At 63.6% G+C, this 25,207-nt stretch carries 18 protein-coding genes and 2 pseudogenes; 6 read left to right on the forward strand and 14 right to left on the reverse strand.

The annotated features are described in order from the left end of the window. Positions 1-219: 219 nt before the first annotated feature. The 7 genes and pseudogenes from PSH87_RS10660 to PSH87_RS10690 form a co-directional block, all read right to left on the reverse strand. Positions 220-1,551 carry a cytochrome c gene (locus tag PSH87_RS10660; RefSeq protein ID WP_305433511.1) on the reverse strand — a complete coding sequence of 444 codons (1,332 nt, stop codon included), beginning with the start codon at positions 1,549-1,551 and terminating at the stop codon, positions 220-222. A 16-nt stretch (positions 1,552-1,567) separates the two neighbouring features. Beyond that, positions 1,568-3,787 carry a xanthine dehydrogenase family protein molybdopterin-binding subunit gene (locus PSH87_RS10665; RefSeq protein WP_305433512.1) on the reverse strand — a complete coding sequence of 740 codons (2,220 nt, stop codon included), beginning with the start codon at positions 3,785-3,787 and terminating at the stop codon, positions 1,568-1,570. Next, positions 3,787-4,242: a (2Fe-2S)-binding protein gene (locus tag PSH87_RS10670; protein WP_305433513.1), complete on the reverse strand. Its 456-nt coding sequence runs from the start codon at positions 4,240-4,242 to the stop codon at positions 3,787-3,789. Before PSH87_RS10670 ends, PSH87_RS10665 begins: the two co-directional genes overlap by 1 nt. Before the next feature lie 154 nt (positions 4,243-4,396). After that, the gene (locus tag PSH87_RS10675) at positions 4,397-5,152 is read right to left on the reverse strand and encodes an ABC transporter ATP-binding protein (RefSeq protein WP_305433514.1); all 756 of its coding nucleotides are present in this window, start codon (positions 5,150-5,152) and stop codon (positions 4,397-4,399) included. Beyond that, on the reverse strand, positions 5,146-6,177 hold the full coding sequence (locus PSH87_RS10680; RefSeq protein ID WP_017736908.1) for an iron ABC transporter permease: 1,032 nt from the start codon (positions 6,175-6,177) through the stop codon (positions 5,146-5,148). Before PSH87_RS10680 ends, PSH87_RS10675 begins: the two co-directional genes overlap by 7 nt. Continuing rightward, on the reverse strand, positions 6,174-7,307 hold the full coding sequence (locus tag PSH87_RS10685) for an ABC transporter substrate-binding protein (protein ID WP_305434292.1): 1,134 nt from the start codon (positions 7,305-7,307) through the stop codon (positions 6,174-6,176). The genes PSH87_RS10680 and PSH87_RS10685 overlap by 4 nt, the downstream gene beginning before the upstream one ends. A gap of 20 nt (positions 7,308-7,327) precedes the next feature. Next, positions 7,328-9,688, reverse strand: a pseudogene (locus PSH87_RS10690) (TonB-dependent siderophore receptor). A gap of 429 nt (positions 9,689-10,117) precedes the next feature. On the opposite strand from PSH87_RS10690, the gene PSH87_RS10695 reads away from it, so the two are divergent. Then, entirely contained in the window at positions 10,118-10,591 is a 474-nt protein-coding gene (locus PSH87_RS10695; RefSeq protein ID WP_370695303.1) for a hypothetical protein, read from the forward strand. Between the two features lie 314 nt (positions 10,592-10,905). On the opposite strand, the gene PSH87_RS10700 is transcribed toward PSH87_RS10695, so the two are convergent. From PSH87_RS10700 to PSH87_RS10710, 3 genes are read right to left on the reverse strand one after another with little or no spacing between them, the layout of a single operon-like run. After that, the gene (locus PSH87_RS10700; protein WP_305433515.1) at positions 10,906-11,874 is read right to left on the reverse strand and encodes a FecR domain-containing protein; all 969 of its coding nucleotides are present in this window, start codon (positions 11,872-11,874) and stop codon (positions 10,906-10,908) included. Then, on the reverse strand, positions 11,875-12,390 hold the full coding sequence (locus tag PSH87_RS10705) for a sigma-70 family RNA polymerase sigma factor (protein ID WP_257783171.1): 516 nt from the start codon (positions 12,388-12,390) through the stop codon (positions 11,875-11,877). A gap of 36 nt (positions 12,391-12,426) precedes the next feature. Beyond that, positions 12,427-13,599 (reverse strand): MFS transporter, encoded by a 1,173-nt coding sequence (locus PSH87_RS10710; RefSeq protein ID WP_305433518.1) that lies wholly within the window; start codon positions 13,597-13,599, stop codon positions 12,427-12,429. Between the two features lie 102 nt (positions 13,600-13,701). On the opposite strand from PSH87_RS10710, the gene PSH87_RS10715 reads away from it, so the two are divergent. The 3 genes from PSH87_RS10715 to PSH87_RS10725 all read left to right on the forward strand — a co-directional run bounded on the left by PSH87_RS10715 (position 13,702) and on the right by PSH87_RS10725 (position 18,502). Further along, entirely contained in the window at positions 13,702-15,867 is a 2,166-nt protein-coding gene (locus tag PSH87_RS10715) for a TonB-dependent siderophore receptor (protein ID WP_305433520.1), read from the forward strand. 152 nt (positions 15,868-16,019) lie between these two features. Then, positions 16,020-17,429 (forward strand): GABA permease, encoded by a 1,410-nt coding sequence (gabP, locus tag PSH87_RS10720; RefSeq protein WP_305433521.1) that lies wholly within the window; start codon positions 16,020-16,022, stop codon positions 17,427-17,429. Next, positions 17,426-18,502, forward strand: a complete 1,077-nt coding sequence (locus tag PSH87_RS10725) for a GlxA family transcriptional regulator (RefSeq protein WP_305433522.1) — start codon at positions 17,426-17,428, stop codon at positions 18,500-18,502. The genes gabP and PSH87_RS10725 overlap by 4 nt, the downstream gene beginning before the upstream one ends. Before the next feature lie 2 nt (positions 18,503-18,504). Here PSH87_RS10725 and PSH87_RS10730 read toward each other — a convergent pair whose 3' ends face one another. Then, the gene (locus tag PSH87_RS10730; RefSeq protein ID WP_305433523.1) at positions 18,505-19,464 is read right to left on the reverse strand and encodes a sugar phosphate isomerase/epimerase; all 960 of its coding nucleotides are present in this window, start codon (positions 19,462-19,464) and stop codon (positions 18,505-18,507) included. Between the two features lie 232 nt (positions 19,465-19,696). Between PSH87_RS10730 and PSH87_RS10735 the strand changes: the two genes are divergently transcribed. Beyond that, positions 19,697-20,677 carry a LacI family DNA-binding transcriptional regulator gene (locus tag PSH87_RS10735; protein WP_305433525.1) on the forward strand — a complete coding sequence of 327 codons (981 nt, stop codon included), beginning with the start codon at positions 19,697-19,699 and terminating at the stop codon, positions 20,675-20,677. 104 nt (positions 20,678-20,781) lie between these two features. Continuing rightward, a complete protein-coding gene (locus PSH87_RS10740) occupies positions 20,782-21,558 on the forward strand; it encodes an ABC transporter substrate-binding protein (RefSeq protein WP_305433526.1) in 777 nt (258 codons plus the stop codon). Positions 21,559-22,442: 884 nt separating this feature from the next. On the opposite strand, the pseudogene PSH87_RS10745 reads toward PSH87_RS10740, so the two are convergent. The 3 genes and pseudogenes from PSH87_RS10745 to PSH87_RS10755 form a co-directional block, all read right to left on the reverse strand. Further along, positions 22,443-23,074: pseudogene (locus PSH87_RS10745) on the reverse strand (transcriptional regulator). Then, positions 23,074-24,207 carry an FAD-binding oxidoreductase gene (locus PSH87_RS10750; protein ID WP_305433528.1) on the reverse strand — a complete coding sequence of 378 codons (1,134 nt, stop codon included), beginning with the start codon at positions 24,205-24,207 and terminating at the stop codon, positions 23,074-23,076. Before PSH87_RS10750 ends, PSH87_RS10745 begins: the two are co-directional and overlap by 1 nt. Continuing rightward, entirely contained in the window at positions 24,204-25,148 is a 945-nt protein-coding gene (locus PSH87_RS10755) for an ornithine cyclodeaminase family protein (RefSeq protein WP_305433530.1), read from the reverse strand. Before PSH87_RS10755 ends, PSH87_RS10750 begins: the two co-directional genes overlap by 4 nt. Positions 25,149-25,207 lie beyond the last annotated feature (59 nt).

Here is a 25,207-nt window from a genome sequence, read left to right on the forward strand (position 1 = left end):
GCTGCAAATCATGCAACCGTGCCACCGCTATCGCAGGCAAGCCAGCTCCCACAGTTGAGCTGTATTGATACGACTGGTAGTGCCCGGCTCCAGTCGATCGTTCCCACGCTCTGCGTGGGAATGCATCCCCGGACGCTCTGCGTCCGTTCTGAAGGCGTGACGCAGAGTGTCACCGGCGGCATTCCCACGCAGAGCGTGGGAACGATCATCTGGCCAGTGTCAGCGCATATGCAAAATGATCGGGCTGCTACTGGCCGGATCGGTATGCCCGCGCAACTTGCCCACCGCCTGCGCATCCACCGCGCCGCCGTGGTTGCCCCAGGTGATGCGCATATAGCTGAGGACTTCAGCAATTTCCTGGTCCGACAGCTGCTCACGAAACGCCGGCATGCGATAGGCGTCCGGCACACCCGCCGCCACCACCCGTTGCGAGCCGTTGAGGGTGATGTTGATCGCCGAGGCGCTTTCCTTGGCGAGGGCCGAGGTGGCGCCGGCCAGCGGTGGCATCCACTCGGGTTGGCCCTTGCCGTCCAGGCCATGGCAGGACGCGCAACGGGTCGCATAGGTGTGGGCGCCCGGGCCGGTGCTGGCGGTGGCTGGCTGGTATTGCCACGGCGTGCCGTCACGCTGTGGGTCGCCGGGCAGGGACTTGAGGTAGCGGGCGATGGCGCCCAAATCGTCGTCCTGCATGAACTGGGTGGAGTTGTTGAACGCTTCGGTCATCGAGCCGTAGACCACCGCGTGGGCGTTGCGCCCGGTCTTGAGGAATTGCACGATCTGCGGCTCGCTCCAGCGTCCCAACCCGGTGTTGGGGTCCTGGCGCAGGCTCGGTGCGTACCAGCCGTCGAGCAGGGCGCCGGCGAGGAACGGCGCGCCGGATTCGTCCAGCGCCTTCTCGTTGAACGCCAACCCGCGCGGCGTGTGGCAACTGCCGCAGTGGCCGGGGCCTTGCACGATATACGCGCCACGGTTCCACAGGGCGTCCTGTTCGGGTTTGGCCGCGTAGGGTGTGCTCGGCGCGAAAACACCGTTCCACAGCGCGATGGGCCAGCGCAGGTTGAGCGGCCAGGGGATGTCGCTGGGGATGTTCGGCTCGCTGGCCGGTTGCACGCCTTTCATGAAGAACGCGTACAGCGCACGAATGTCGTCGTCGCTGAGCTTCACGTAAGACGGGTAGGGCATCGCCGGATACAGCCGGCGTCCGTCCGGTGTCACGCCATGGCGCACCGCACGGTCGAAATCGGCCAGGGTGTAGCCACCGATACCGTGCTCCCGGTCCGGGGTGATATTGGTGGCGTGAATCGCCCCCAACGGCGTGGCCATCTCCAGGCCGCCAGCGAACGGCGTCTTGCCCGGCAGGCTGTGGCAGGCCACACAGTCACTGAGCCGGGCGACGTACTCGCCGCGGCTGACCAATGCGGCGTCAGCACTTTGTGTTTGTTCAAAAGGCGAAGCGGGCTGGCGGGTGACATACCAGGCCAGCACGCCTGCGGCGACCAGGCAGGGCAGCACCAGCCAGCCTGCGGTTCTTGCGAATCGACGGTTGTTCATGGGCAATTCCTGGCGGTTAGCTGAAGGTGTGACGGCTCATGGGCAGGCTGCGGATGCGCTGGCCGGTCAACTGCGCCACCGCATTGGCCACGGCCGGTGCGACGGCCGGCAACGGCGGTTCGCCGATGCCACCCATCTTTTCGCCACTCTCGACGATCCGCACATGCACCCGCGCCATCCGCGACGGCGGCAGGATCGGGTACAGGTCGTAGTTGCGCGCCCGTGGCTTGCCGTCGATAAACACCGCTTCCTCCAGCAGCGTCTGGGACAAGCCCAGCGCCACCGCGCCATTCACCTGGGCTTCGACAATTGCCGGGTTGACGATGCTGCCCGGGTCAATCGCTTCCCAGATGTCATGCACCTTGACCTGGCCCTGTTCAATCGACACTTCGGCGATCACCGCCGCGTGGGAACCAAACGGCGACGCCATGGCCACGCCGCGCGCCCGGCGGCTGCCGTCTGCGGTGGTGAACGGCCCACGTTTCCAACCGCCGGACAACTCGCCCACCGCTTGCAGCAGGGTGGTCAGCCGTGGGTTGTCGCGCAGCAGCAGGTGCAGGCGCAACTCATAGGGATCGTGGCCGCCTTTGTCGGCCAGCTCATCGAGAAACGCTTCATAGAAAAAGTCATTCAGCGAATTGCCCACCGAACGCCAGTAGCCCAGCATCGCCGGGCCCTTGACGTAGATCTGCGCAATGCGTTTGTTGGGGATGGCATACGACTTGCCCGACAACCCTTCCAACGCCGTGGGGTCGAGTTTGTCGCCCTGTTTGCCGGCAATCGCTTCGGTCGGGCCTTCGGTGGCGCTCACCGCCTCGATGGCCACGGGAAAGCCTTTTTCATCCAGCGCGGCGCGGAATTTGACCACCGCCACCGGGCGCAGCACATCGCGCAGGAATTCTTCTTCGCGGCTCCAGATCAGCTTGATTGGCCGGCCGACCGCCTTGGCCAGCGCGATGGCCTGGGGATACGGACTGGCGGAGTCATACAGGAAGTGCCGGCCAAAAAAGCCGCCGAGCAACGGCGAGTGCAGATTGACCTGCGCCGGGTCGAGACCGGCGCGCTTGGCGATGTCGGCGCGGAACATGTCCGGCGCCTGGTTGGGCAGCCAGATGTCCAGCGTGCCGTCGGCGTTGAAGCGGGCGAGGGCGGACGGCGGTTCCAGCTGGGCGTGGTTGACGTATTGGTTGTGGTAGGTGGCCTCGACGCGGGTCTTGGCGCCTTTCAGCGCGGCGGCGACATCGCCTTCGTTTTCATCGTCACGGGCTGGGCCTTGCTGGGCCGCGAGCACGTCGCGCCAGCCATCGCTGGAAAAGTCGGCGGGCATCACCCGCACGTTGGCGTCGGCACCGGCTTCCTGCCAATCGACCTGGATCGCCTCCACCGCACGCTTGGCGTGCCACCAACGTTCGGCCACCACCGCCACGGCGCCAGGCAACTGGTGCACCGAATGCACGCCTTTCATGCCTTCGACCTGCGCCTGGTTGCGCAGGCTGCCTACGGTCATGCCCAGGCGCGGCGCGTGTTGCACGGCGGCGTGGAGCATGCCGTCGACCTTCAAGTCGATGCTGTATTGCGCCTTGCCGGTGGATTTGTCGTAGGCATCGACGCGGCGCACCGGTTTGCCGATCCAGCGGAACTGGCTCGGATCACGCAGGGTGATGGTGGCCGGGTCCGGCACCGGCATGTCCAGGGCGCGCCCGGCCAACTCGCCGTAGCCCAGGGAGCGCCCGGACGCGGCGTGTACCACGCGGCCGGGTTGGGTGCTCAGTTCGGCCAGCGGCACGTTCAATTGCTCGGCGCCGGCCTGTAACAACATGGCCCGCGCCAATGCACCGAGGCGGCGCATGGTCGGGTAGCTCATGCGCACCGACATGCTGCCGCCGGTGATGCGCATGCCGTTTTCCATCACCACATAGGCTTCGCCAGGCGGCGCGGCTTCGACAGTGAATGTGGCGGGGTCGGCGTCCAGTTCTTCGCCGACAATCTGCGCCATCGCCGTGTGCGTGCCTTGCCCACCTTCCATAAACGGGCTGAGCAAGCGCACGCTGCCGTCCGGGCGAATCTCCAGGAACGCCGGCACCTGGGTGCCACGTTCGGCGGTGGCGGCCTGCACCCTGGGCGAACCCAGCGGCAAACCGAAGCCGATCACCAGCGCACCCACCGCCGTACTCGCGAGGAAATGCCGGCGCGACAGGTTCACCGGGCCATCGAAAAAGTCATCGCGCGTCTTCATCAGGCGTTCTCCTGCTGGGCCAGGTCGTTGACCGCCGCATGAATCGCGTTGTACGTGCCGCAACGGCACAGGTTGACCATCGCCGCGTCGATCTGCTCAGCGCTGGGCTTGGGGGTGTGCTTGAGCAGCGCCGTGGCCGCCATCACTTGCCCGGACTGGCAATACCCGCATTGCGCCACCTGATGCTCGACCCAGGCCGCGACCACATGCTTGCCCACCGCATCGGCTTCGATCGCCTCGATGGTGGTGATTTCACGCCCGACCACGCCGGCCACCGGGGTTACGCAACTGCGCACCACATTGCCGTCCACCAGCACCGAGCAGGCGCCGCACTGGGCCAGGCCGCAGCCGTACTTGGTGCCGGTCAGGCCGAGGTCATCGCGGATGACCCACAGCAACGGGGTATCGGCATCAGCATCGACCTGATAGGTCGTCTGGTTGATTCGTAATTCCATGGCTCACCTGCTGATCGACGGTAGGTGCGGCCTTTATTTGATAGGAAATGCGTTGGCCGCTTAGTGTCGAACTTTAGACCACCGCGCAAGGGCCATGTGGCCGGCTGTCGTCAAGTCCGCAGGATCAGGCAAGGATTCGCGAGGAATGGGTCAGTCAGACAATGTCGTCGATGAGGATATGGTGCTGCCCCCGGCTACACCGCTCGATACGTGCCTCGACCTTGTACACCGCGCGCAACATCGCCTCGTTGATCACCTCATGGCTCGGCCCGCTGCCCTGGGCCGTGCCGTCGGCAATCACCAGCACCTGGTCGGCGAAGCGCAGGGCCTGGTTGAGGTCGTGCAGGGCGATAAACACGATGACCTGGCACTGGCGGGCGAGGGCGCGCATAAAGTTCAGCACCTGGACCTGGCGGTGCATGTCGAGGGCGCTGGTGGGTTCGTCCATCAGCAGCACTTCGGGCTCGCGCACCAGGGTCTGGGCGATGGACACCAACTGTTGCTGGCCACCGCTGAGTTCGCCGAGGTTGCGAAACGACAGGTCGCGGATGCCGAGGGCGTCGAGCATTTCATCCACCAGCTTTAGCTCGTCATCGTGCACCACCCAGCCCGGCGCCAGTTGCTTGCGCGCCAGCAGCACCGATTCGTACACCGTCAGCCGGGCACTGGCGTTAAGGCCCTGGGGCATGTAGCTGATGCCTTGCACGCCCTGTGCCGAGCCTTGCAGGTTCACCTCACCGGGCCCGTCGATCAGCCCGGCGATGCGCTTGAACAGGGTGGATTTGCCCGCCGCGTTGGGGCCGACCACGGCGACCACCTGGCCGCCGACAAACCGCGCGGTGCTGACGCCGCGGATGATGGTGCGCGGCCCGTAGCAGGCGCCCACGTCGTCCAGCTGGATACTTACCATGAGTTTTTCTTCCCGCTGAGGATCAGGGAGATAAAGAACGGCACGCCGATCAGCGAGGTGACCACGCCAATCGGGAAGATCGCGCCGGGGATCAGGGTTTTGCTCACCACCGAACTGGCCGACAGGATCAGCGCGCCGGTCAGCAGCGAGGCGGGCAGGAAGAAGCGCTGGTCTTCGCCGATCAGCATCCGTGCGATGTGCGGCCCCACCAACCCGATAAAGCCGATGGTGCCGACAAACGCCACCGGGAACGAGGCGAGCAGGCTGACCATGATCAGCGTCTGGAAGCGCAGGCTGCGCACATTGATGCCGAAGCTGGCGGCCTTGTCATCGCCCAGGCGCAGGGCGGTGAGGGCCCAGGCGCGCTTGGCGAAGATCGGCAGGGTAATCAGGATCACCAGGCAGATCACCCCGAGCTTGGGCCAGGTGGCCTTGGTCAGGCTGCCCATGGTCCAGAACACCACGGCGGCGACGGCTTGCTCGGTGGCAAAGAACTGCACCAGCGCCAGCAGCGCATTAAAGGTGAACACCAGGGCGATGCCCAGCAGCACGATGGTTTCGGCGGTGACGCCACGGCGCAGGCTGAGGAAGTGGATCAGCAACGCACAGAGCATGGCCATGATGAACGCATTGAGCGGCACCATGTACTGCGCCGCCAGCGGAAACAACGCCACGCCAAACGCCAGGCCCATGGCCGCGCCGAAGCTGGCGGCGGCGGACAGGCCGAGGGTAAAGGGGCTGGCCAACGGGTTGTTGAGGATGGTCTGCATCTGCGCTCCGGCCAGGGACAGCGCGGCGCCCACCGCCACGGCCATCAGGGCCACGGGCAGGCGGATGTCCCACATCACCACGCGCACTTGCGGGGCTGCGCTGTCTGGCGAGAGCAGGGCGCCGAGCACTTCGCTGAGGCTGTAGCGCGCCGGGCCGAGGGCGAGGTCGAGCAGCACGCTGCCCAGCAACAGCACGGCCAGGGCGCAGAGGATCAGGCGTTTGCGCAGGACCAGGCGGCGGTAGGTCACGGTCATGGCTTGAGGCTCACAGAGTAGCCCGGCTCATACGGCACCGGCAGGAAGCGTTCGTGCAGTTCGCGAAAGGACGCTTCGGGGTCGAGGTCGGCAAACAGCGTCGGGTGAAACCACTTGGCCAATTGCTGGATCGCCACGAACTGGTACGGGCTGTTGTAGAACTGGTGCCAGATGGCGTGGAACGCCAGGCTTTCCTGGGCCTTGATCCCGGCATAGGCCGGGCGTTGGGTGTACCACGCCAGTTTGCGCCGGGCTTCGTTCATGTCTGCACCGGGGCCGACACCCACCCAATGCCCACCCGGCGCGAACGCCTCCCAGTTGGCGCTGGTCACCACCACCTGCGCCGGGTTGGCGACGATCACCTGCTCGGGGTTCAACTGGCCGAACGTCGTGGGGATGATGCCCTTGGCGATGTTATTGCCGCCGGCCATCTCGACGAACAGGCCGAAGTTCTCATTGCCGAAACTCAGGCAGCAATCGTCGGTATAGCCGCCGATGCGCTCGATAAACACCGCCGGGCGCGCGGGTTGCTGCGCCGCGATCACGTCCGTAACGCGGCGGATCTGTCTGTTGCGAAACGCGATAAACGCCTCGGCCTGCTGCTCCCTGCCGAACAGTTGGCCGAACAGGCGCATGGTCGGCTCGGTGTTGGTCATGGGCTGGTTGCGAAAGTCCACGTACACCACCGGGATGCCCAGGGCGTCGAGCTTCTCGATATAGCGCGCATCCTCGGTGGCGTGTTGCGCCTCGATATTCAGGATGATCACGTCGGGGCGCTGGGAGATGGCTTGTTCGATGTCGAAGGTGCCGTCCTCAAAGCCGCCAAAGGTGGGGATCCTGGCAATGGCGGGAAATTTGCGCAGGTAGGCGTTGTAGGTGTCGGGGTCGGACTGGATCAGGTCCTTGCGCCAGCCGACGATGCGTTCGATGGGGTTGTGCGTGTCCAGCGCGGCCACCAGGTACAGCTGGCGGCCCTCGCCGAGAATCACCCGTTGCACCGGCAGGTTGACCTTGACCTGGCGCCCGAGCAGGTCGGTGACCGTGGTGGGCGCAGCAACCGCCGGCATGGCCAGTAACCCGGTGAACAACAGCGCCGCCAGGACGTGGCCGCGTCGAACAATCGAAAGCATCATGGGAGCCCTTGCAGGTATCAGAAATCGACCGTGGCCGAGAGGAGGAGGGTGCGTGGCGACGCCTGGGAGAACGCACCGTAGGAGGCCACGCCGGACCAGTACTGGCGGTCGAACAGGTTCTGCACCGTGGCGCGGAACGTGGTCGGCCGCTCGGCGATGCGCGTGCTGTAGCGCGCGCCGACATCGATGCGCGTCCAGGGATCGAGGCGTTGGGTGTTGGCCTGGTCGACGTACTGGCTGCCGGTGTAGATCGCGCCGCTGGTCAACGTCAGCCCGTCGACCCACGGCGTGTCGCATTCGCCCCACAGGTTGGCTTGCACCTCGGGTACGCCCACCGGTCTATTGCCGCGGTTGGCGGCAATGCCGGTCTGGGTCAGCTGCGCATCCAGCAGGGTCACGCCCGCGAGCAGGCGCGTGCCGGGGGCGACTTCGCCAAACAGGTTCAATTCCAGGCCACGGTTGCGCTGTTCGCCCTGCACCGAGAAGCGCCCGGCGGCCAATTCGCCGCTGGGCTTTTCGATCTGGAACAGGGCCAGGGTGGACATGAAGGTGCCGTAGTCGAGCTTGACCCCGACTTCATGCTGCCTGGACACGTACGGCGCAAAGATCTCCCCGGCATTCGCCGCGTTGGACGGCGCCACGTCGCCCTTGCTCAGGCCTTCGAGGTAGTTGTAGTAGAACGCCACGTGCTGCCACGGCTTGAGCACCACGCCGAACAGCGGCGTGGTCTTGCCGTCGTCGTAGGCCGTGGTCACCGCGCCGGCGCTGTTGTAGTTGTTGGACTGGATGCGCTGTTGGCGCAGGCCCACGGTGACTTGCACGCGCTGGTCGAGCACGGACAGGGTGTCGGCGATGGCCACGCCGGACAGCTCGGTGGCGGAGACTTTCGGCGCGTCCGGCTTGGCAATCGACGGCTTGGGGCGGTCGACGGGGTGGTAGATATTCGACAACACCGAGGTGCCGGAAATAATCCCCCGCGACAGCTCATCGCGATAGCGGCTGGCTTGTACCACAGTGCTGTGGCTGACCGGCCCGGTGTCGAAACGCACGCGGGCGCCGGCGTCCACCGTGTAGCGCTGCACTTCGAAGCGGTAATAGCCCGGCGTCGAATCGGTGTCGCCGGCGGCGTTGATGATTTTCGGGGTCTGGTCGGACATGCGCGCCACCGCCGATTTGCCGCCACCGGCGTGGGCGAACAGGGTCAGGTTGTCGCTGAGGTCATATTCGCCGCTGAGCAACGCGGATTTGTCGCGGGTGCGCGACCAGCCCCAGTCCTGGCTGACGTTGGTGCGGCCGTTGGCGGCGCTGGGAATGGCCACGCCGGGGGCGATCAGGAACGGGCGCGACGCGGCGTCGAATTCCTTTCCTCTTCCTGGGAGATCAGGTCCAGGCTGGTGCGCAGGCGTTCACCCTGATAATCCAGGGACAGCGCGCCAATCCCGACTTCACGGGATTGGTCATCGATCACCGTGTTGCCTTGCTGCACGCCGCCATTGAGGCGCAGGCCGAAACGGCGCTCGTCGCCAAAGCGGCGGCTGATGTCGATGCGGTTGCCGAGGTGCGAATCCTGGGCATAACTGGCGGTGTAGCGGGTGAGGTCTTCGTCGAGGGAGCGCTTGGGCACCACGTTGATCACCCCCGCCCACCGCGCTGTTGGGCGACATGCCGTAGAGCAAGGCGCCGGGGCCCTTGACCACTTCGATGCGCTCGGCGTACTCGGTGAACACGCGGTAGTTGGACGCTACGCCGTACACGCCGTCGAAGGCCAACTCGCCGAGGTTGCCTTCGCCGACCGGGAAGCCACGGATGAAAACCGAATCGACAATGCCGCCGGTCTGCCCGGTAGAGCGCACTGAGGAATCACGCTCCAGCAAGTCGCCGACGGTGGTGGCCTGTTGGTCCTTGATCAACGCGGCGGTGTAGGTGCTGACGCTGAACGGGGCGTCCATCACGTCGCTGTTGCCGAGCATGCCCAGGCGCCCGCCGACCGCGACCTGGCCGCCGGAGTACGCCGGTGGCAGGCTGTCGGCGCGCTGCTCGGTGGCGCTGACGGTGGTTTGTGACAGGGTGACGCGGCGTTGTACCAGGGTGTAGCTGCCGTCTTCGCGCAAGACCATTTCCAGGCCGCTGCCGGCGAGCAGGCGGGTGACGGCTTCTTCGGTCGAGTAGGTGCCGGACAGGCCCGGGCTGGTGAGGCCTTCGGTGAGGGCGGGGAGGAACGACAGAGCGATGCCGGCGTCCACGGCGAAGCTCGACAGCGTGGCGCCTAGGGGGCCGGGGGTGATGTGGTAGGCGTGTAGGGTGACAGCGTCCAACTGCGCGGCCATGGCGGCGCTGGTGAGGGCCAGGCTGAGCAGTGCGCTGCGGATCACTAGCATGGGTGGGGGGCCTGTGGGGTGGGGTTGATGTGTTTGCCAGTTGAGATTGGGAAAAGTATCAGCTGGGGGTGGTTTTTTTTTGAGGTGTACATATCCGTTATTTAGGTAACGGCGGCTTAGGGTTCCGCTCTTACAGCGGGTCACTTTTGGAGGGACCCAAAAGTAACCAAAAGGTCCTCGCCCCAACACTCGGCACCTCGCCTAGGCTCGGTGTGCCCGAACGCAGGCTTGAATCCGTGGGCCGCCGCCACGCGCCATCCATGGCGCGGGGCGGCTAACCCGGCGTCCTGCCGGGTTGCCCACGGATTCAAGCCTGCGTTCGGCCAGCGTGTTTGACGGGGCGACCCCAGATCAAAAGCAAAAGCGCGGCGGCCTTAGAGCCGACCGGTATTTGTCCTGTCGAGCTCGGTTCATAATGTGGGAGCTGGCTTGCCTGCGATGCAGACACCTCGGTACATCAGAAACACCCAGTTGATGCCATCGCAGGCAAGCCAGCTCCCACAAGTTTTCGCTCTTGATCTCCACCACTGGATTAAAAACCAGAGCGCGGCGACCTTAAAGCCGACCGGTATTTGTCCTGTCGAGCTCGGTTTAAAATGTGGGAGCTGGCTTGCCTGCGATGCAGGCAACTCGGTACATCAGGCACACCCAGTTGATGCCATCGCAGGCAAGCCAGCCCCACAAGTTTTCGCTCTTGATCTCCACCACTGGATCAAAAACCAGATCGCGGCGACCTTAAAGCCGACCGGTATTTGTCCTGTCGAGCTCGGTTCAAAATGTGGGAGCTGGCTTGCCTGCGATGCAGGCAACTCGGTACATCAGACATACCCAGTTGATGCCATCGCAGGCAAGCCAGCTCCCACAGGGGAACGCGTCAGCTCCAGAGACCCGGTCGGCTACTAGGCCGCCGCGATTTGCTTTTGATTTTGATCTTAGGCGCCCCGTTAAACACGCTGGCCGGAATTCGGCATGGATTTGGGGGGTAAACCGGCAGGGATGCCGGTTTAGCCGCCCCGCGCCATGGATGGCGCGTGGCGGCGGCCCCCCAAATCCATGTCGGATTACGGGCACACCGAGCCTAGGCGAGGTGCCGAGTGTTGGGGCAAGAGCCCTTTGGTTACTTTGGGGCTTTTCCAAAGTGACCCGCCGTAAGGGCGGAACCCTAAGCCGCCGTTACCGCAGCAACGGATATGTACTCACTCCAAAAAAACCCAAGCTCAAGCCGCCGAAAGCGTCACCCAATACCCACTCAAATGCCCCCTAACAACCACCGGATAAGTCCCCACCAACATATTCAACGCACGCTGCGTATCACCAACCGGAAACGCCCCAGAAATAAGCAAACCCGCAATCGCCGGATCACACCGCACAACCCCCCGCCGATACCGCGCCAGCTCCGCAACAAAATCCGCCAGGCGCATCTTGTCCGCCATCAACATCCCCTGAGCCCACGCCCCAACATTCCGGTCAGCAACCTCAACCCCACCAAACGTCTGCGCAGAAAAATCCATACGCTGCCCCGCATTGACCACCAACGGCGCACCCTGCCGATTCTCAGCCAACACCACTTTCACCGCCCCCTCCAGCACCGCCAGATAAGTCCGCGAACCCAGTTCGCGCACGGTAAAGCGCGTCCCCAACGCCTGCATATGCCCCTGGCGCGTACTCACCAGAAACGGCCGCACAGCATCCGCCGCCGTCTGCACCAGGATCTCCCCCTCACGCAACTGCACCAGCCGCTGCTGGCTATCAAAACGCACATCGATCGCCGTGTCAGTGTTGAGCGTGATACGCGAACCATCGGCCAGCACCAGCTCCCGGCGCTCGCCGACGTGGGTGCGGTAATCCGCCGTCCACTGCTGCGACTGCGCCAGCTTCCAACCGCCCCAACCGACCGGCATCACCGCCAGCAACAACGCCAGCTTGCCCAGCGCCGCGCGGCGTTCAGGATGACTTGGACGATCCAGCGCCGACATCGCCAGCGCCGGCGGCAAACCGCCGAGCTTGCTTTGCAGCAACTGCGCCCGGGCCCAGGCGCGGTCGCGTTCGGGGCTGCTGACCTTCCAGCGCTCCCATTCGGCGCGTTCGTTGGCGCTGAGGTCGTTTTCGCTCAGGCGCATCAGCCATTCGGCGGCTTCTTCGAGGACGTCAGCGGGCAGCGGCGGTTCCTTGCGCAGGCTGAGCATTCATTCCACCAGCATCAGGCACTGCACAAACGCCTGTTTCATGTAGCGTTTGACGGTGATCAGCGACACGCCCAACTGTACGGCGATGTCGTCGTATTTGAGGCCGTTGAGCTGCGACAGCAGGAACGCGCGCTTGACCAGCGGCGGCAGCGCGTCGAGCATCGCGTCGATTTCGTGCAGGGTCTCCAGCACCATGAAGTGGGTTTCGGCCGACGGCGCCTCTTGCAGCGGCGCGCTGGCCAGGGCTTCCAGGTAGGCGCGTTCCAGCGCCTTGCGCTGGTACCAATTGACCAGGATGCCCTTGGCCACGCAGGTCAGGTAGGCCCGTGGCTGGTCGATCACCGTGACCTGGGAGGCGAGGATGCGCGTGAAGGTGTCCTGGGCCAGGTCCGCCGCATCCATGGCATTGCCGAGTTTGCGTTTGAGCGTGGCGTACAGCCAGCCGTGATGGCCGCTGTACAGCGCCTCGATTGCGCGCAGGTGCTGGGTGTGATCGGCTTCGAGGATTTCGCTCATGACGCGCAACCGTGCAATTGAGAAGTATTCCCAATGCTAAGGGACAACCCTGCGTGAGCGCAACGCGAGAATCGCAAGCAGCGCCAGCCCATAGGCCACGCAGACGAACAGGTAGGTGTACGCCAGCCCATACACCTGGCTGAGCAGGCCCCCGAGCGAGATGCCGGCAATCGAGGCGAATTGCGCCGTGCCCTGGGCGATCCCCAGCACGTGGCCCTGGCTTGTGCTGTCGGCGGTCTTGGAAATCAGCGCCATCAGCACCGGCGTGGTGGCGCCGAGCAACACGCCCCACACCAGGTAGCCAAGGGCAAACACCAGCGGGTTGCGGGTGATGCCGGCCAGGGCGGTGAGGGCGATGCACCCGAGCACCACCCAGGCGATGCGCTGCAGCGAGTCGGCTTGGCTGCGGCCTTCGAAGTGCCGCGCCCACGTGGTCGCGGACAGGATGAAACCCAGCGCAAGCAAGCCGTAGCACAGGCCGACCCAGGCGTTGCTGACGTTGAAGGTGCTGCTCACATACAGCGCGAACGAGGTCTGCGGCAGCAGCCGCGCCAACAGCAGAATGCCCATCACCGCCAACAGCGGCAGCAGCGCCGAACCGCGCCACACCACGGCGCTGGACGCGGCCACGGTTTTCTTCTGCGGCGGCACGTCGGGCAAGGTCAACGCAGCGATCAGCGTGCACACCGCGCAGAGTGCGGCAGCGCTGAGGTTGATCCAGAAAAACGTCGCGTGATCAAGGATCAAGCCGCCGAGCACCGCGCCCAGCAGCGAGCCGACGTTGGTGGAAATCTGCAACAGCGCAAACAGGCGTGCGCGCCGCGCCGGCGCTTCGATGCTCACCCCATACGCCTGGGCCGGGGCGATATAGCCGGCGCATGCGCCCTGCAAAAAACGCAGCAACAGGATCGCCCAGATGTCGCTGACCAGCGCCAACGCCAACTGGGTCAGGGTCAGGCCGACCAAGGCGCGGATCATCATCAGCTTGTGCCCATGACGATCACCGATACGCCCCCAGAATGCGCTGGTCAGCAGGATGCCAAGCATCGGCCCGACGTACACGGCGATGCTGGCGAAACTGAACAGCGCATCGGAGTCAGTCATCCCACGCAGATGCACCGGCCAGAACGGCCCGCTCATTTCCATCGCGCCCATCGACACGAGCTGGATCGCGAACAGCAGGGAAATCAGGACGCGGGTCGGTGGCATGGCTCAGTCTCGGTTTTCAAAAAATTCACAGGGGGCTGATACTTTTTCGCCGGTCGGCTGGCATCAGGAGTAATTCTCATCCGATCCAAGGACCCCGACGTCATGCCCGTTGCCAGCCGGTTAACATTCGCCATCCGTACTGCCCTGTTGCTGGCCGCCGCCAGCGGCAACGCCTGGGCCGCCAGCGCCGAGTCGCACGACGACAGCGCGCAGAGCCTGACCCTTGACGCGACGAACGTCAACGCCGTCTACAACGGCCCCACAACCCTGCCCGAGGTGTTCGCCGGTGGCCAGGTCGCCCGGGGCGCGCGCCTGGGCATGATGGGCAACAAGGACGTGATGGACACCCCGTTCAGTGTCACCAGCTACACCGCCAAGACCCTCGCCGACTTGCAAACCGTGACCGTCGCCGATGCGTTGGAGCGCGACCCTTCGGTGCGTTCCACCGGGCAGTCGGGCGGTATTGTCGACTCGTTTTTCGTGCGCGGTTTCGCAATTGGCGAGGGCAACCTCGGTGAGTTGGCGTTCGACGGCGTGTACGGCGTGGCGCCCAACTACCGCGCGTTCACCGAGTACGCCGAGCGCATCGAAGTGCTCAAGGGCCCGGGTGCGCTGGTCTACGGTATCTCCCCCAACAGCGGCGTGGGCGGGGTGATCAATATCGTCCCCAAGCGCCCGCTGGACGAGGATTTGACGCGCTTTACCGGCAGCTATGCCTCCGACAGCCAGGTCGGCGGCCACCTCGATATCAGCCGTCGTTTCGGTGATGAAAACCAGTTTGGCGTACGTTTCAACGGCAGCCTGCAGGGCGGCGACACGGCCGTGGACAACCAGAGCCGCGACGTCGGCATCGGCGCTATCGCCCTGGATTATCGCGGCGAACGCCTGCGTTTGAACCTTGACTACATCAGCCAGAAGGAAAGCTGGGAGGGCGCCTCGCGGCCGTTCACCATTCAACCGGGCGTGCAGGTGCCGTCGGCGCCGAATGGCCGCACCAGCCTGCCGCAAAAGTGGGGCTGGTCGGACACCAAGGAGCAGTCGCTGCTGCTCGGCGGCGAATATGACCTGAACGACAACCTCACGGTGTTCGCCCATGCCGGTGGCGGGCGTTCGGATGTGAAGCGCATGTCCGACCAGGTGCCGCGCATCCTCAATGACGCCGGCGACACCAGTAACACGCCGGGCTACTACAAATTCAACGTCGACCGCTCCACCGCCGATGTGGGCGCGCGCGGACTCTTTGCCACCGGCCCGGTGACGCACACCACCACGCTGATGGCGACCCGTTACACGGATGAATTGTCGCGGGGCATCAACAACGGCACGCTGATCCGTTCCAATATCTACCACCCGGTGGACACGCCCAAGCAATACATCAACACGCCCAAGGTGCTGCGCATTTCCGAAACGGAACTGTCCGGCATCGCGTTGACCGACACCCTGGGCATGCTCGACGACCGCATCCAGCTGACCCTCGGCATGCGCCACCAAGCCATCGAGTCGCGCAACTACAACGCCGCCGGCGGCGTCAGTGCGCGGTATGGCGCCAGCGCCAACACGCCGTTGCTCGGTGTGGTGGTCAAGCCGTGGGAGGACGTGTCGCTGTACTACAACTATGTCGAAGGCTTGAGCAAAGGCGACGCGGCACCCGGCACGGCGAGCAATGCCGGGGAAACCTTCGCGCCTTATGAGTCCAAGCAACACGAACTCGGTGTGAAGTACGAACACGGCACCTTCATGACCACGGTGGCCTTGTTCCAGATCGAAAAACCCAGCGGCGAAACCGGTGCCAACGGCGTGTATTCGGTGCAGGCCGAACAGCGCAACCGCGGTGTCGAGCTGAGTATGTTTGGCGAAGTGGCCCCCGGCACCCGCCTGATGGGCGGCGTGACCTTCCTCGATGGCGAGCTGACCAAATCTGCCACCGCCGCCAACCGTGGCAACAAACCGGTGGGCGTGCCGGATATCCAGGCCAACCTCTGGGCCGAGTGGGACACCCCAGGGCTGGAAGGCTTTACCCTCACCGGCGGCGCGATCTACACCGACCGCCAGTTCGTCGACCAGGCCAACACCCAGCAGCTGGATTCATGGACGCGCATCGATGCCGGCGCGCGTTATGCGACGAAGATCGACGGACGACCAACGACCTTCCGTGCCACGGTGCAGAACGTGTTTGATCGCGAATACTGGTCGGGCGTGGCGTCGTACGGCGCGTTTTCGCCGGGCTATCCGCGCACGTTGCAGTTGTCGGCCAGCGTGGATTTCTAGCGCACGGATGTCGATATCAGACGCATTCATGCCGCACCCAGGCTATTTTCGCTCCAGCCGGCCCGCGTAAGGTGACTCATCATTAAGAAATGATGATCGCCTGACTCTCCAGTCAGTACGCCTTACGTCGATCACCGAGAATAAAAACAACGATGAATAGCCTGAACACCAAGGATTCCAACGGCCAGTTGGCGCAGGGCTTCAAGCCGCGCCACGTCACCATGCTCTCCATCGCCGGGATTATCGGCGCGGGGTTGTTTGTCGGTTCCGGGCACGCGATTGCGGCGGCGGGGCCGGCGGTGATGCTGGCTTATCTGTTTTCCGGGCTGCTGGTGGTGCTGGTCATGCGCATGCTCGGCGAGATGGCGGTGGCCAACCCGGACACCGGCTCGTTCTCGACCTACGCCGACCAGGCCATCGGCCGCTGGGCCGGCTTCACCATCGGCTGGTTGTACTGGTGGTTCTGGGTGTTGGTGATCCCCATCGAAGCCCTGGCCGCCGGGCATATCCTCAACCAGTGGTTCCCGCAGATCGACGCTTGGCTCTTTGCCTTGTTGTCGATCTTTTTGTTGGTGGTGACCAATCTGTTCAGCGTGTCCAAATACGGTGAATTCGAGTTCTGGTTCGCCATGGCCAAGGTGGTGGCGATCATCGGTTTCATTGGCTTGGGCTTTGCCGTGCTGATGGGCTGGATTCCCGAACGCGAGGCCAGCGGGCTCAGCCGCCTGATGGAGGAACACGGCGGTTTTGCGCCGAATGGGCTGTCGGCGGTGGTCGGCGCGTTCATTACCATCATGTTCAGTTTTATCGGCACCGAAGCCGTGACGATCGCCGCCGCCGAGTCGAGCAACCCGGCGCAGAATATCGCGCGGGCGACCCGTTCGGTGATGTGGCGCATCGGCGTGTTCTACGTGTTGTCGATCTTCGTGGTGATCTCCGTGGTGCCGTGGGATGACCCGCTGCTGGCCTCGGTGGGCTCCTATCAGCGCGCCCTGGAACTGATGAACATTCCCCATGCCAAGCTGCTGGTGGATATCGTGGTGTTGATCGCCGTCGCCAGTTGCATGAACTCCTCGATCTACATTGCCTCGCGCATGCTGTTTTCCCTGGGCAAGCGCGGTGATGCGCCCGCCCTGATGAAAAAGACCTCGGCCGCCAGCGTGCCACGGGGTGCGGTGATCGCCAGTACGGTGCTGGGCGCGGGCGTGACCTTGCTCAGCTACTTCATGCCGGCCGGACTGTTCCAGTTTCTGCTCGCCAGCTCCGGCGCGATTGCCTTGCTGGTGTACCTGGTGATTGCCGTGTCGCAGCTGCGCATGCGCAAGGTGTTGCTGCGCCGCAACGTCACGCTGACGTTCAAGATGTGGCTGTTTCCCTGGTTGACCTGGTTGGTCATCGCGTTCATCTGTAGCGCGTTGACGGTGATGCTGGTCACGCCCGCGCACAGCTTCGAGGTGTCATCCACCCTCGTGCTGGCCTTGCTGATTGCCCTGGTCGGCTTGATCACCGCGCGGCATCCCGAACCCCAACCTCAGGCCGTGTCCGCAGCCACCCAGCCATGAGCGCGCGGCCGATCAACAGCCTGGTGTTTTTGCTGTTGGACCAGTTCACGCTGATCTCCTTGGCGTCGGCCCTGGAGCCACTGCGCATGGCCAACCAGTTGGCCGGCCAGGAGCTGTATCGCTGGCACACGGCAAGCCTGGATGGCAACCCGGTGTGGGCCAGCGACGGCGTGCCCATCACCCCGGACGGTTCGATCAGTAGCGTGCCGGTGGCCGACAGCGTGATCGTGTGCGGCGGTATCGGTATCCAAGGCACCGTGACCGGCGAACTGGTCAAGTGGCTGCGCAGCCAGGCGCGTTACTCGAAACGCCTTGGCGGCATCTGTACCGGCAGCTGGGTGCTGGCGCGGGCCGGCTTGCTCGATGGTTATGAATGCAGCGTGCATTGGGAATGGCTGGCCGCGATGCAGGAAGCCTTCCCACGGGTGACACTCAGCACCAGCCTGTTCTCCCTCGACCGCGACCGCCTCACCAGCTCCGGTGGCACCGCGCCGCTGGACATGATGCTGCACCTGATCGGCCGGGATCACGGGCATGAACTGTCCGCCGCGATTTCGGACATGTTTGTCTACGAGCGCATCCGCAACGAGCAGGATCATCAGCGTGTGCCCCTCAAGCATATGTTGGGCACGCAGCAACCCAAGCTGCAGGACATTGTCGCGCTGATGGAGGCCAACCTGGAAGAGCCGATCAACCTCGACGAACTGGCCGCGTACGTGGCGTTGTCACGCCGCCAGCTGGAGCGGATGTTCCAGAAATACCTGCACTGTTCGCCTTCGCGCTACTACCTCAGATTAAGGCTGATCCGCGCGCGGCAGTTGCTCAAGCAGACGCCGATTTCCATCGTCGAACTGGCCGTGCTCTGTGGCTTTGTGTCCACGCCGCACTTCTCCAAATGCTACCGCGAGTACTTTGGCGTGCCGCCCAGCGATGAGCGCTCGGCCACCGACAGTGAGCGCTCCATCGTGGTCAAGCCGATCCTTCACAGCGCGCCCGCGCCCATGCCGATCAACGTGCTGGAGCAGGCGCGGGGCGAGTCGACGTTTGCCAGCATCAAGAACCTGAAGCCCTGACTTCAGATCGCTTGCGGTTTGAAGTCGCTGGCGGCGACCGGCATCACGCCTTGCATCAGTGCCACGGATTTTTCCAGGCCTTCGAGGCTGTTGAGCAGCACATCTTCGTGTTCGATGGACAACCAGCCATCGTAGCCGGCCATTTTCAGGCGGTAGCAGAACTGGCGCCACCACTGTTCGCCGTGGCCGAAACCGAGGGTGATATAGGACCAGCTGCGCGCCGACACGTCCATCAGCGAGCCGTTTTCCAGCAGTGAATCCACCGCCTGTACCGGTGTGTTGAGCAGCGTGTCCTTGGCGTGTACGTGGTACAGCGCATCGCCGAGGGCGTCGGCGGCGGCCAGGGGGTCGGCGCCCATCCAGAACAGGTGCGACGGGTCGAGATTGGCGCCGATCACCGGGCCGATGGCGTCGCGCAGCTTGAGCAGCGAGCGCACGTTGTACACGCACTGGTTGCCGTGCAATTCGAGGGCGATGCGCTCCACGCCATGGGCCTTGGCCAGGTCGGCGATCTCGCCCCAGAACGGCAGCAGGCGTTCTTCCCACTGGTAGCGCAGCATGGTTTGTGTCTCCGGTGGCCACGAGGCGACGACCCAGTTGGGCATGCGATCGCCGGCCTGGCCCTCGGGCAGGCCGGACATGGTGCACACGGTCTTGACCCCCAGTTCACCGGCCAGGCGGATCGTATCCTTGAGGCACTGGGCCTGTTCCGGCTGGGTCGGGTGCAGCGGGTTGCCGTTGGCGTTGAGGGCGATGATTTCCAGGTTGTGCTGTTCGAAACTGCGGGTGAAATCGCGGCGAGCGGCGTTGCTGTCGAGCATCTGCTGCAGGTTGAAGTGCGGCGCGGTGGACCAGCCCCCGGTGTTCACTTCCAGGCCCGACAGGCCCATGCGTTCAGCGTGCTTGAGCACATCGCCCAATGGCAGGTTGCCGAGGGTATCGGTGACAAATCCCAATTTCATCGCGAAGCTCCTGACACGTGTTGTGGTTGTTATGGGGCGATTATTCGCAGTGGTTCGCCGGCGTTCAAGGACGAGCAAGGGCCAAAACTGATGGGATTTCCCTCAAGTTGCACTGCACAAAGAATTCTTAAAGCACGGGCATACGGTTTTATAAATGAGGGTATTCACATCATTCAGGACGAGTCCGCCATGTCTCAGCAAGCCCCTGTGCCATTCTGGGAAGGGCCCCACGGTGGAGCAGATCGCCAAGGTCGCCCGGGTCGGCGTCGCCACCGTGGACCGCGTGCTCAACCACCGTGCCGGGGTGCGCGAACAGACGCGGCTCAAAGTGCTGGCGGCGCTGGACAAGCTCAGGCAAGACCTCGCCAACGGCACGGCGACCCTGCAGATCAAACTGTTCTGCGACTCGGGGGAAACCTTCAACACGACCCTGGCCGAGGCACAGGAGACGGTGAACAGCTCAACGCCCGGCGTGCTTGTTGAAGGTCATTACGCCCCTAGCAACAGCGTCGATCCAGCAGCATTCGCCGATCGTGTGCAGGCCGATGGCGCCACCGCCGACGGCGTGATTGTGGTCTGCCGTGAACACCCGGCGATCAACCGCGCCGTGCGCGCCTTGTGTCGCCGAGGAATCCCCGTTGTCTGCCTCACCACCGACTTGCCCAACTCCGGACGCAGCGCCTACGTGGGCAACGACCAGTACGCCGCCGGCAGCGTCGCCGGCTTGCTGATCGGCAACGCGCTGGCGCGGCAGAAGGCGAAGATCCTGCTGGTCACCAGCATGGCGTTCCGTTGCCAGCAGGAACGTGAGATGGGCTTTCGGCGGGTACTGCGCGCGGAGTTCCCGCACCTGAAGATCGATGAGCGGATGGTGTCTGACGACCGCCCGCAGACCACTGCCGAGCAGTTGCTGCGCTACTTCTCCAAACACGACTACCCGGCGGCGATCTACAACGTCGCCGGGGCCAACCGTGGCGTGGCGCAGGCCATCGGCACCATCCCCGGCGAACAGCGGCCGGTGTTCGTCGGGCACGAGTTGACCGGGCATACCCGCGCGATGCTTGAGTCCGGGGTGATGGACTATGTGCTGTCCCACGATTTTGTCGGCGAGGTGGCGGCGGCGGTGCGCTGGATTCGCGGGGCGCGGGAGGGTGCGCGGGCCGCGCCGGCGTTTACCCGGGTGTTGGTGCATACGCGCTACAACTGTGATTGACGGTAAAGACGTAAAAGTCCAGTATGGAATTATAAGTACAAAATGATCGTTGCAGCGTTTTCTTCTCTCTTGCCAAACCAACAACAACCCGCGAGAACCTCATCATGAAGAAACTCCCCCTCATCACCGCCCTGGCCTTGGGCCTGTTCGCGTCCAGCCACCTGCTGGCAGCCGAAAAAACCCTGCGCATCGGCATTGAAGCGGCTTACCCGCCGTTTGCATCGAAGACGGAAAAAGGCGAGATCGTCGGCTTCGACTACGACATCGGCAATGCCCTGTGCGCGCAGATGAAGGTCAAGTGTGTGTGGGTCGAAGGTGAGTTCGATGGTCTGATTCCTTCCCTCAAGGTGAAGAAGATCGACCTGGCCTTGTCGTCCATGACCATCAACGAAGATCGCAAGAAGTCGGTGGACTTCACCCACAAATACTACTTTACGTCTTCGCGCCTGGTGATGAAGGACGGCGCCATGGTGGATGACCAATACGCCAGCCTCAAGGGCAAGACCGTCGGTGTACAGCGCGCCACCACTACCGACCGCTATGCCACCGAGGTGTTTGAACCGAAGGGCATCAGCGTCAAGCGCTACAGCAACAACGAAGAGATCTACATGGATCTCGCGGCCGGGCGCCTGGATGCGATCTTTGCCGATACCATCCCGCTGAATGACTTCCTGCAGATGCCACGGGGCAAGGGCTATGCGTTTGTCGGACCGGAGCTGAAGGACCCGAAATACGTGGGCGAAGGCGCGGGGATTGCGGTGCGCAAGGGCAATGGTGAGTTGGTCAGTGAGTTGAACAAGGCGATTGACGGGATTCGTGCGAGTGGTGAGTACCAGAAGATTTCAGAGCAGTATTTCAAGTCTGATATCTACGGCGATTGAGGCTGAGCTGGGATGTTCGGGCTGAGTAGGTTGATGTGGGAGCTGGCTTGCCTGCGATGGCGGTCTTTTTGTGTACATATCCGTTATTTAGGTAACGGCCACCTATGGTTCCGCTCTTACAGCGGGTCACTTTTGGAGGGACCCAAAAGTAACCAAAAGGTCCTCGCCCCAACACTCGGCACCTCGCCTAGGCTCGGTGTGCCCGAACGCAGGCTTGAATCCGTGGGCCGCCGCAATGGGCCATCCATGGCCCAGTGCGGCTAACCCGGCGTCCTGCCGGGTTGCCCACGGATTCAAGCCTGCGTTCGGCCAGCGTGTTTGACGGGGCGACCCCAAATCAAAAGCAAGAGCGCGGCGGCCTTAGAGCCGACCGGTATTTGTCCAGTCGCTCACCATTCAACTGTGTGAACTGGCACCTGTGGGAGCTGGCTTGCCTGCGATGCAGACACCTCGGTACATCAGGCAAACCCAGTTGATGCCATCGCAGGCAAGCCAGCTCCCACAGGGAAACGCGCACGCTTCATCGATCAGGTCGGCTACTAGGCCGCCTCGCTGTGTTTTTGATCTTAGGCGCCCCGTTAAACACGCTGGCCGGAATTCGACATGGATTTGGGGGGTAAACCGGCAGGGATGCCGGTTTAGCCGCCCCGCGCCATGGATGGCGCGTGGCGGCGGCCCCCCAAATCCATGTCGGATTACGGGCATGCCGAGCCTAGGCGAGGCACCGAGTGTTGGGGCAAGAGCCCTTTGGTTACTTTGGGGCTTTTCCAAAGTGAGCCGCCGTAAGGGCGGAACCATAGGTAGCCGTTACCCAAATAACGGATATGTACACAGAAAGACCGCCATCGCAGGCAAGCCAGCTCCCACAGGGAATAGAGGTGTGCTCAGATACCTTTTAATTCTTTGAGGTGCTTGTAGACCGTCGCCCGCCCCATCCCCAGCACATTGGCCACATAGTTCGAAGAACTCTTGCCCTTGAACGCACCCTCGGCATGCAACGCCAACACCAGCTCGCGTTTATGATCCCGGGTCAGCAGGTTCAAACTCAACTGCCGCTCACGCATCCAAGCATGCAAAAACGTATTGATCCGCTCCTGCCAGTCATCGCGAAACAACGAGTCCGGCTGCGGGATCAGCTTGCTCGGCGAGAGGAACAAATCCAACGCCGCCTTGACGTTTTCAAACAGCGAAATATTCAGGTTGATGCACAACACCGCCAGGCGCGTCGACCCTTGTGGTCGTGCAGCACGGTGCTCAGGCTGCGAATCTTCTGGCCGTCCCAGTTGAGCTTTTCATACGGGCCGATATTCACCTCGCTGACGTCATCACTGAGCATGTCCTCCAGCGCCGAGTCATCGCCAATCGCCCGTTTCGACAGGTTGTTGGCGATGTAGTCGACCTTTTGCGAGCGCAAATCGTGCAACACCGCTTCGGCGTGGGGAAAGAACAACGTGGCGATGGCGTCGGCCATCGCACGGAAGTTCTGCATGCTCTGTTCTTGTTCGGCGCTGTTCATCAATGGGGCTCCAGGCGGGCGGGGGAGAGCATACCAGCGTCGAGGCCGAACCGCGCCAGTGGCTCCGGCAAGGGCGCGCCGCGTACCAGTGCCGCACTGGCCTGGCCCATGGCCGGTGACGTCTGGATGCCGTAGCCGCCTTGCGCGGCGACCCAGAACAGGCCAGGCACCTGGGAGTCGAAGCCGGACAGCAAATCACCATCAGGGACAAAACTGCGCAGCCCGGCCCAGGTGCGGGTCGGGCGGCGGATGGTCAGGGTGGTGGCTTCTTCGATCTGGTAGATGCCCATGGCGATGTCCAGTTCTTCGGGCTGGATATCCTGGGGTTCCACCGGGTCGGCGTTGGCCGGCGAGCCGAGGAACATGCCGGCGTCGGGCTTCATGTAGAAGGATTCGTCCAGCGCCACCAGCATCGGCCAGTGGTGAGTGTCGAGGCCTTCGGGGCCGGCGAAGATAAACGCCGAGCGGCGCTTGGGTTGCAGGCCAATGGGTGCGGCGCCGGCCATTGCGCCGATCTGGTCGGCCCAGGCGCCAGCGGCGTTGATCAGGGTCGGGGCGGTGTAGGTTTCTGCGCCAGCCTGTACCTGCCAAACGCCTGCGGCATCACGGCTTAAACCCTGCACGGCGTGATCGGTCAGCACCTCGCCACCGTTGCGGCGGATGCCCCGCAGATAGCCCTGGTGCAGCGCGTCGGTGTCGATATCGCTGGCGGTCGGGTCGTACAACGCGCCGTGGACTTTTTCGCGGCGCAGGATCGGCAGCTTGGCGCAGGCTTCGTCGGCGCTGAGCAATTCAACCTGCGCAACGGTGGCCTTGGCGCTCAGGTATTGCGCGTTCAACTCGGCGGCGTCACCGATAAAGTCCACGGTCATTTCGCCCCTTGGCGTCAGCAACGGGTGCTCGCAAAACCCGACAGGGGGATTGTCGAAAAACTCACGGCTGGCCAGCGTCAGCGCGCGCACCTGCGGGGTGCCATAGGCGGCGGTGTACAGCGCCGCCGAACGCCCGGTGGAGTGATAACCCGGGTGGCTTTCGCGTTCCAGCACCAGCACCTTGCCGTGCTGCGACAACCAGAAACCGGTGGACGCGCCAGCAATGCCGCCGCCGATGATGATGAAGTCTGCGTGGCTCATAGGTGTCTCCAGAGGGCATTGGCCAGGGCGATATCTTCCAGGCCCAGGCCGATGGAGCGGAAGAATACATGACGGTCGTAGGTCGGACGTTGTACGTGTTCGCTGAGCAATTCGGGCAGGTCGCCGACAATGTGGCGTTTGTCCCAGCCGTGGTGTTCCGTGGCGATGAGCATTTCACCGGCCGAGCCTGGGGTGGTCTGGCGATAGTCGCAGAAGACCTGCATGGCATTGAGCGACTGCGGCGGCACTTCATGGGCGCGTGGGGCGTTGGTGCTGATGGAGGTAATAAGCGCCGGTTTGCTCAAGCGGGCGGGATCGATGACCGGGCCGGCCGATGAGGTGCACAGCAGGATCACGTCGGCGGCGTCGACAGCCGCATCGCTGCTCGGCGCGATGCTCAATCGTGGGTCGAGGCTTTGGAGGTGGGCGATGGCCGTGTTGTCGGCACTGGCCAGGCCAGGTGAAAACAGGCTGATGCTCTGCCAATCCCGGAGGTTTTTCACGTAGTGCAGATGGGCCTGCGCTACTTTGCCACTGCCAATAATCGCCAGACGCCGCGCGGATAAAGGCGCCAATGCATCCACCGCCAGTGCCGTCGTCGCGGCCGTGCGTGCGGTGGTCAACTCGGCAGCATCGCACAACAGCAGCGGCTGGCCGGTGTGCATCGACATCAACAGCGTCCAGGCCGTCACCAGCGGCCCTTGTTCACGCACGATATAGGGCGAGGTTTTTACGCCGTAAACACCGTCTTCGGCCAGCACGCCCAGGTAGTTGATAAAGTCGCCGGCACCGTGGGGGAATTCCACCAGTTGCTGGGCCGGCTGCACCGCCTGCCCAGCGGCCAGGTCGCGGAACAGCTTGTGCAGGATCTGCGGGACATCGACTTGGGCGAGCAGTTCGCGGGCCCGGGTTTGGTTTATCACTTGAGGCGTGCTGGGCATGGAAATCTCCGTGATTGAACTTATTTGTCCATTATGGACTTTTAGTTCTGCCGGGCAAG

It is taken from the genome of Pseudomonas sp. FP453 (genome assembly GCF_030687495.1).
Classification (GTDB): Bacteria; Pseudomonadota; Gammaproteobacteria; order Pseudomonadales; family Pseudomonadaceae; genus Aquipseudomonas.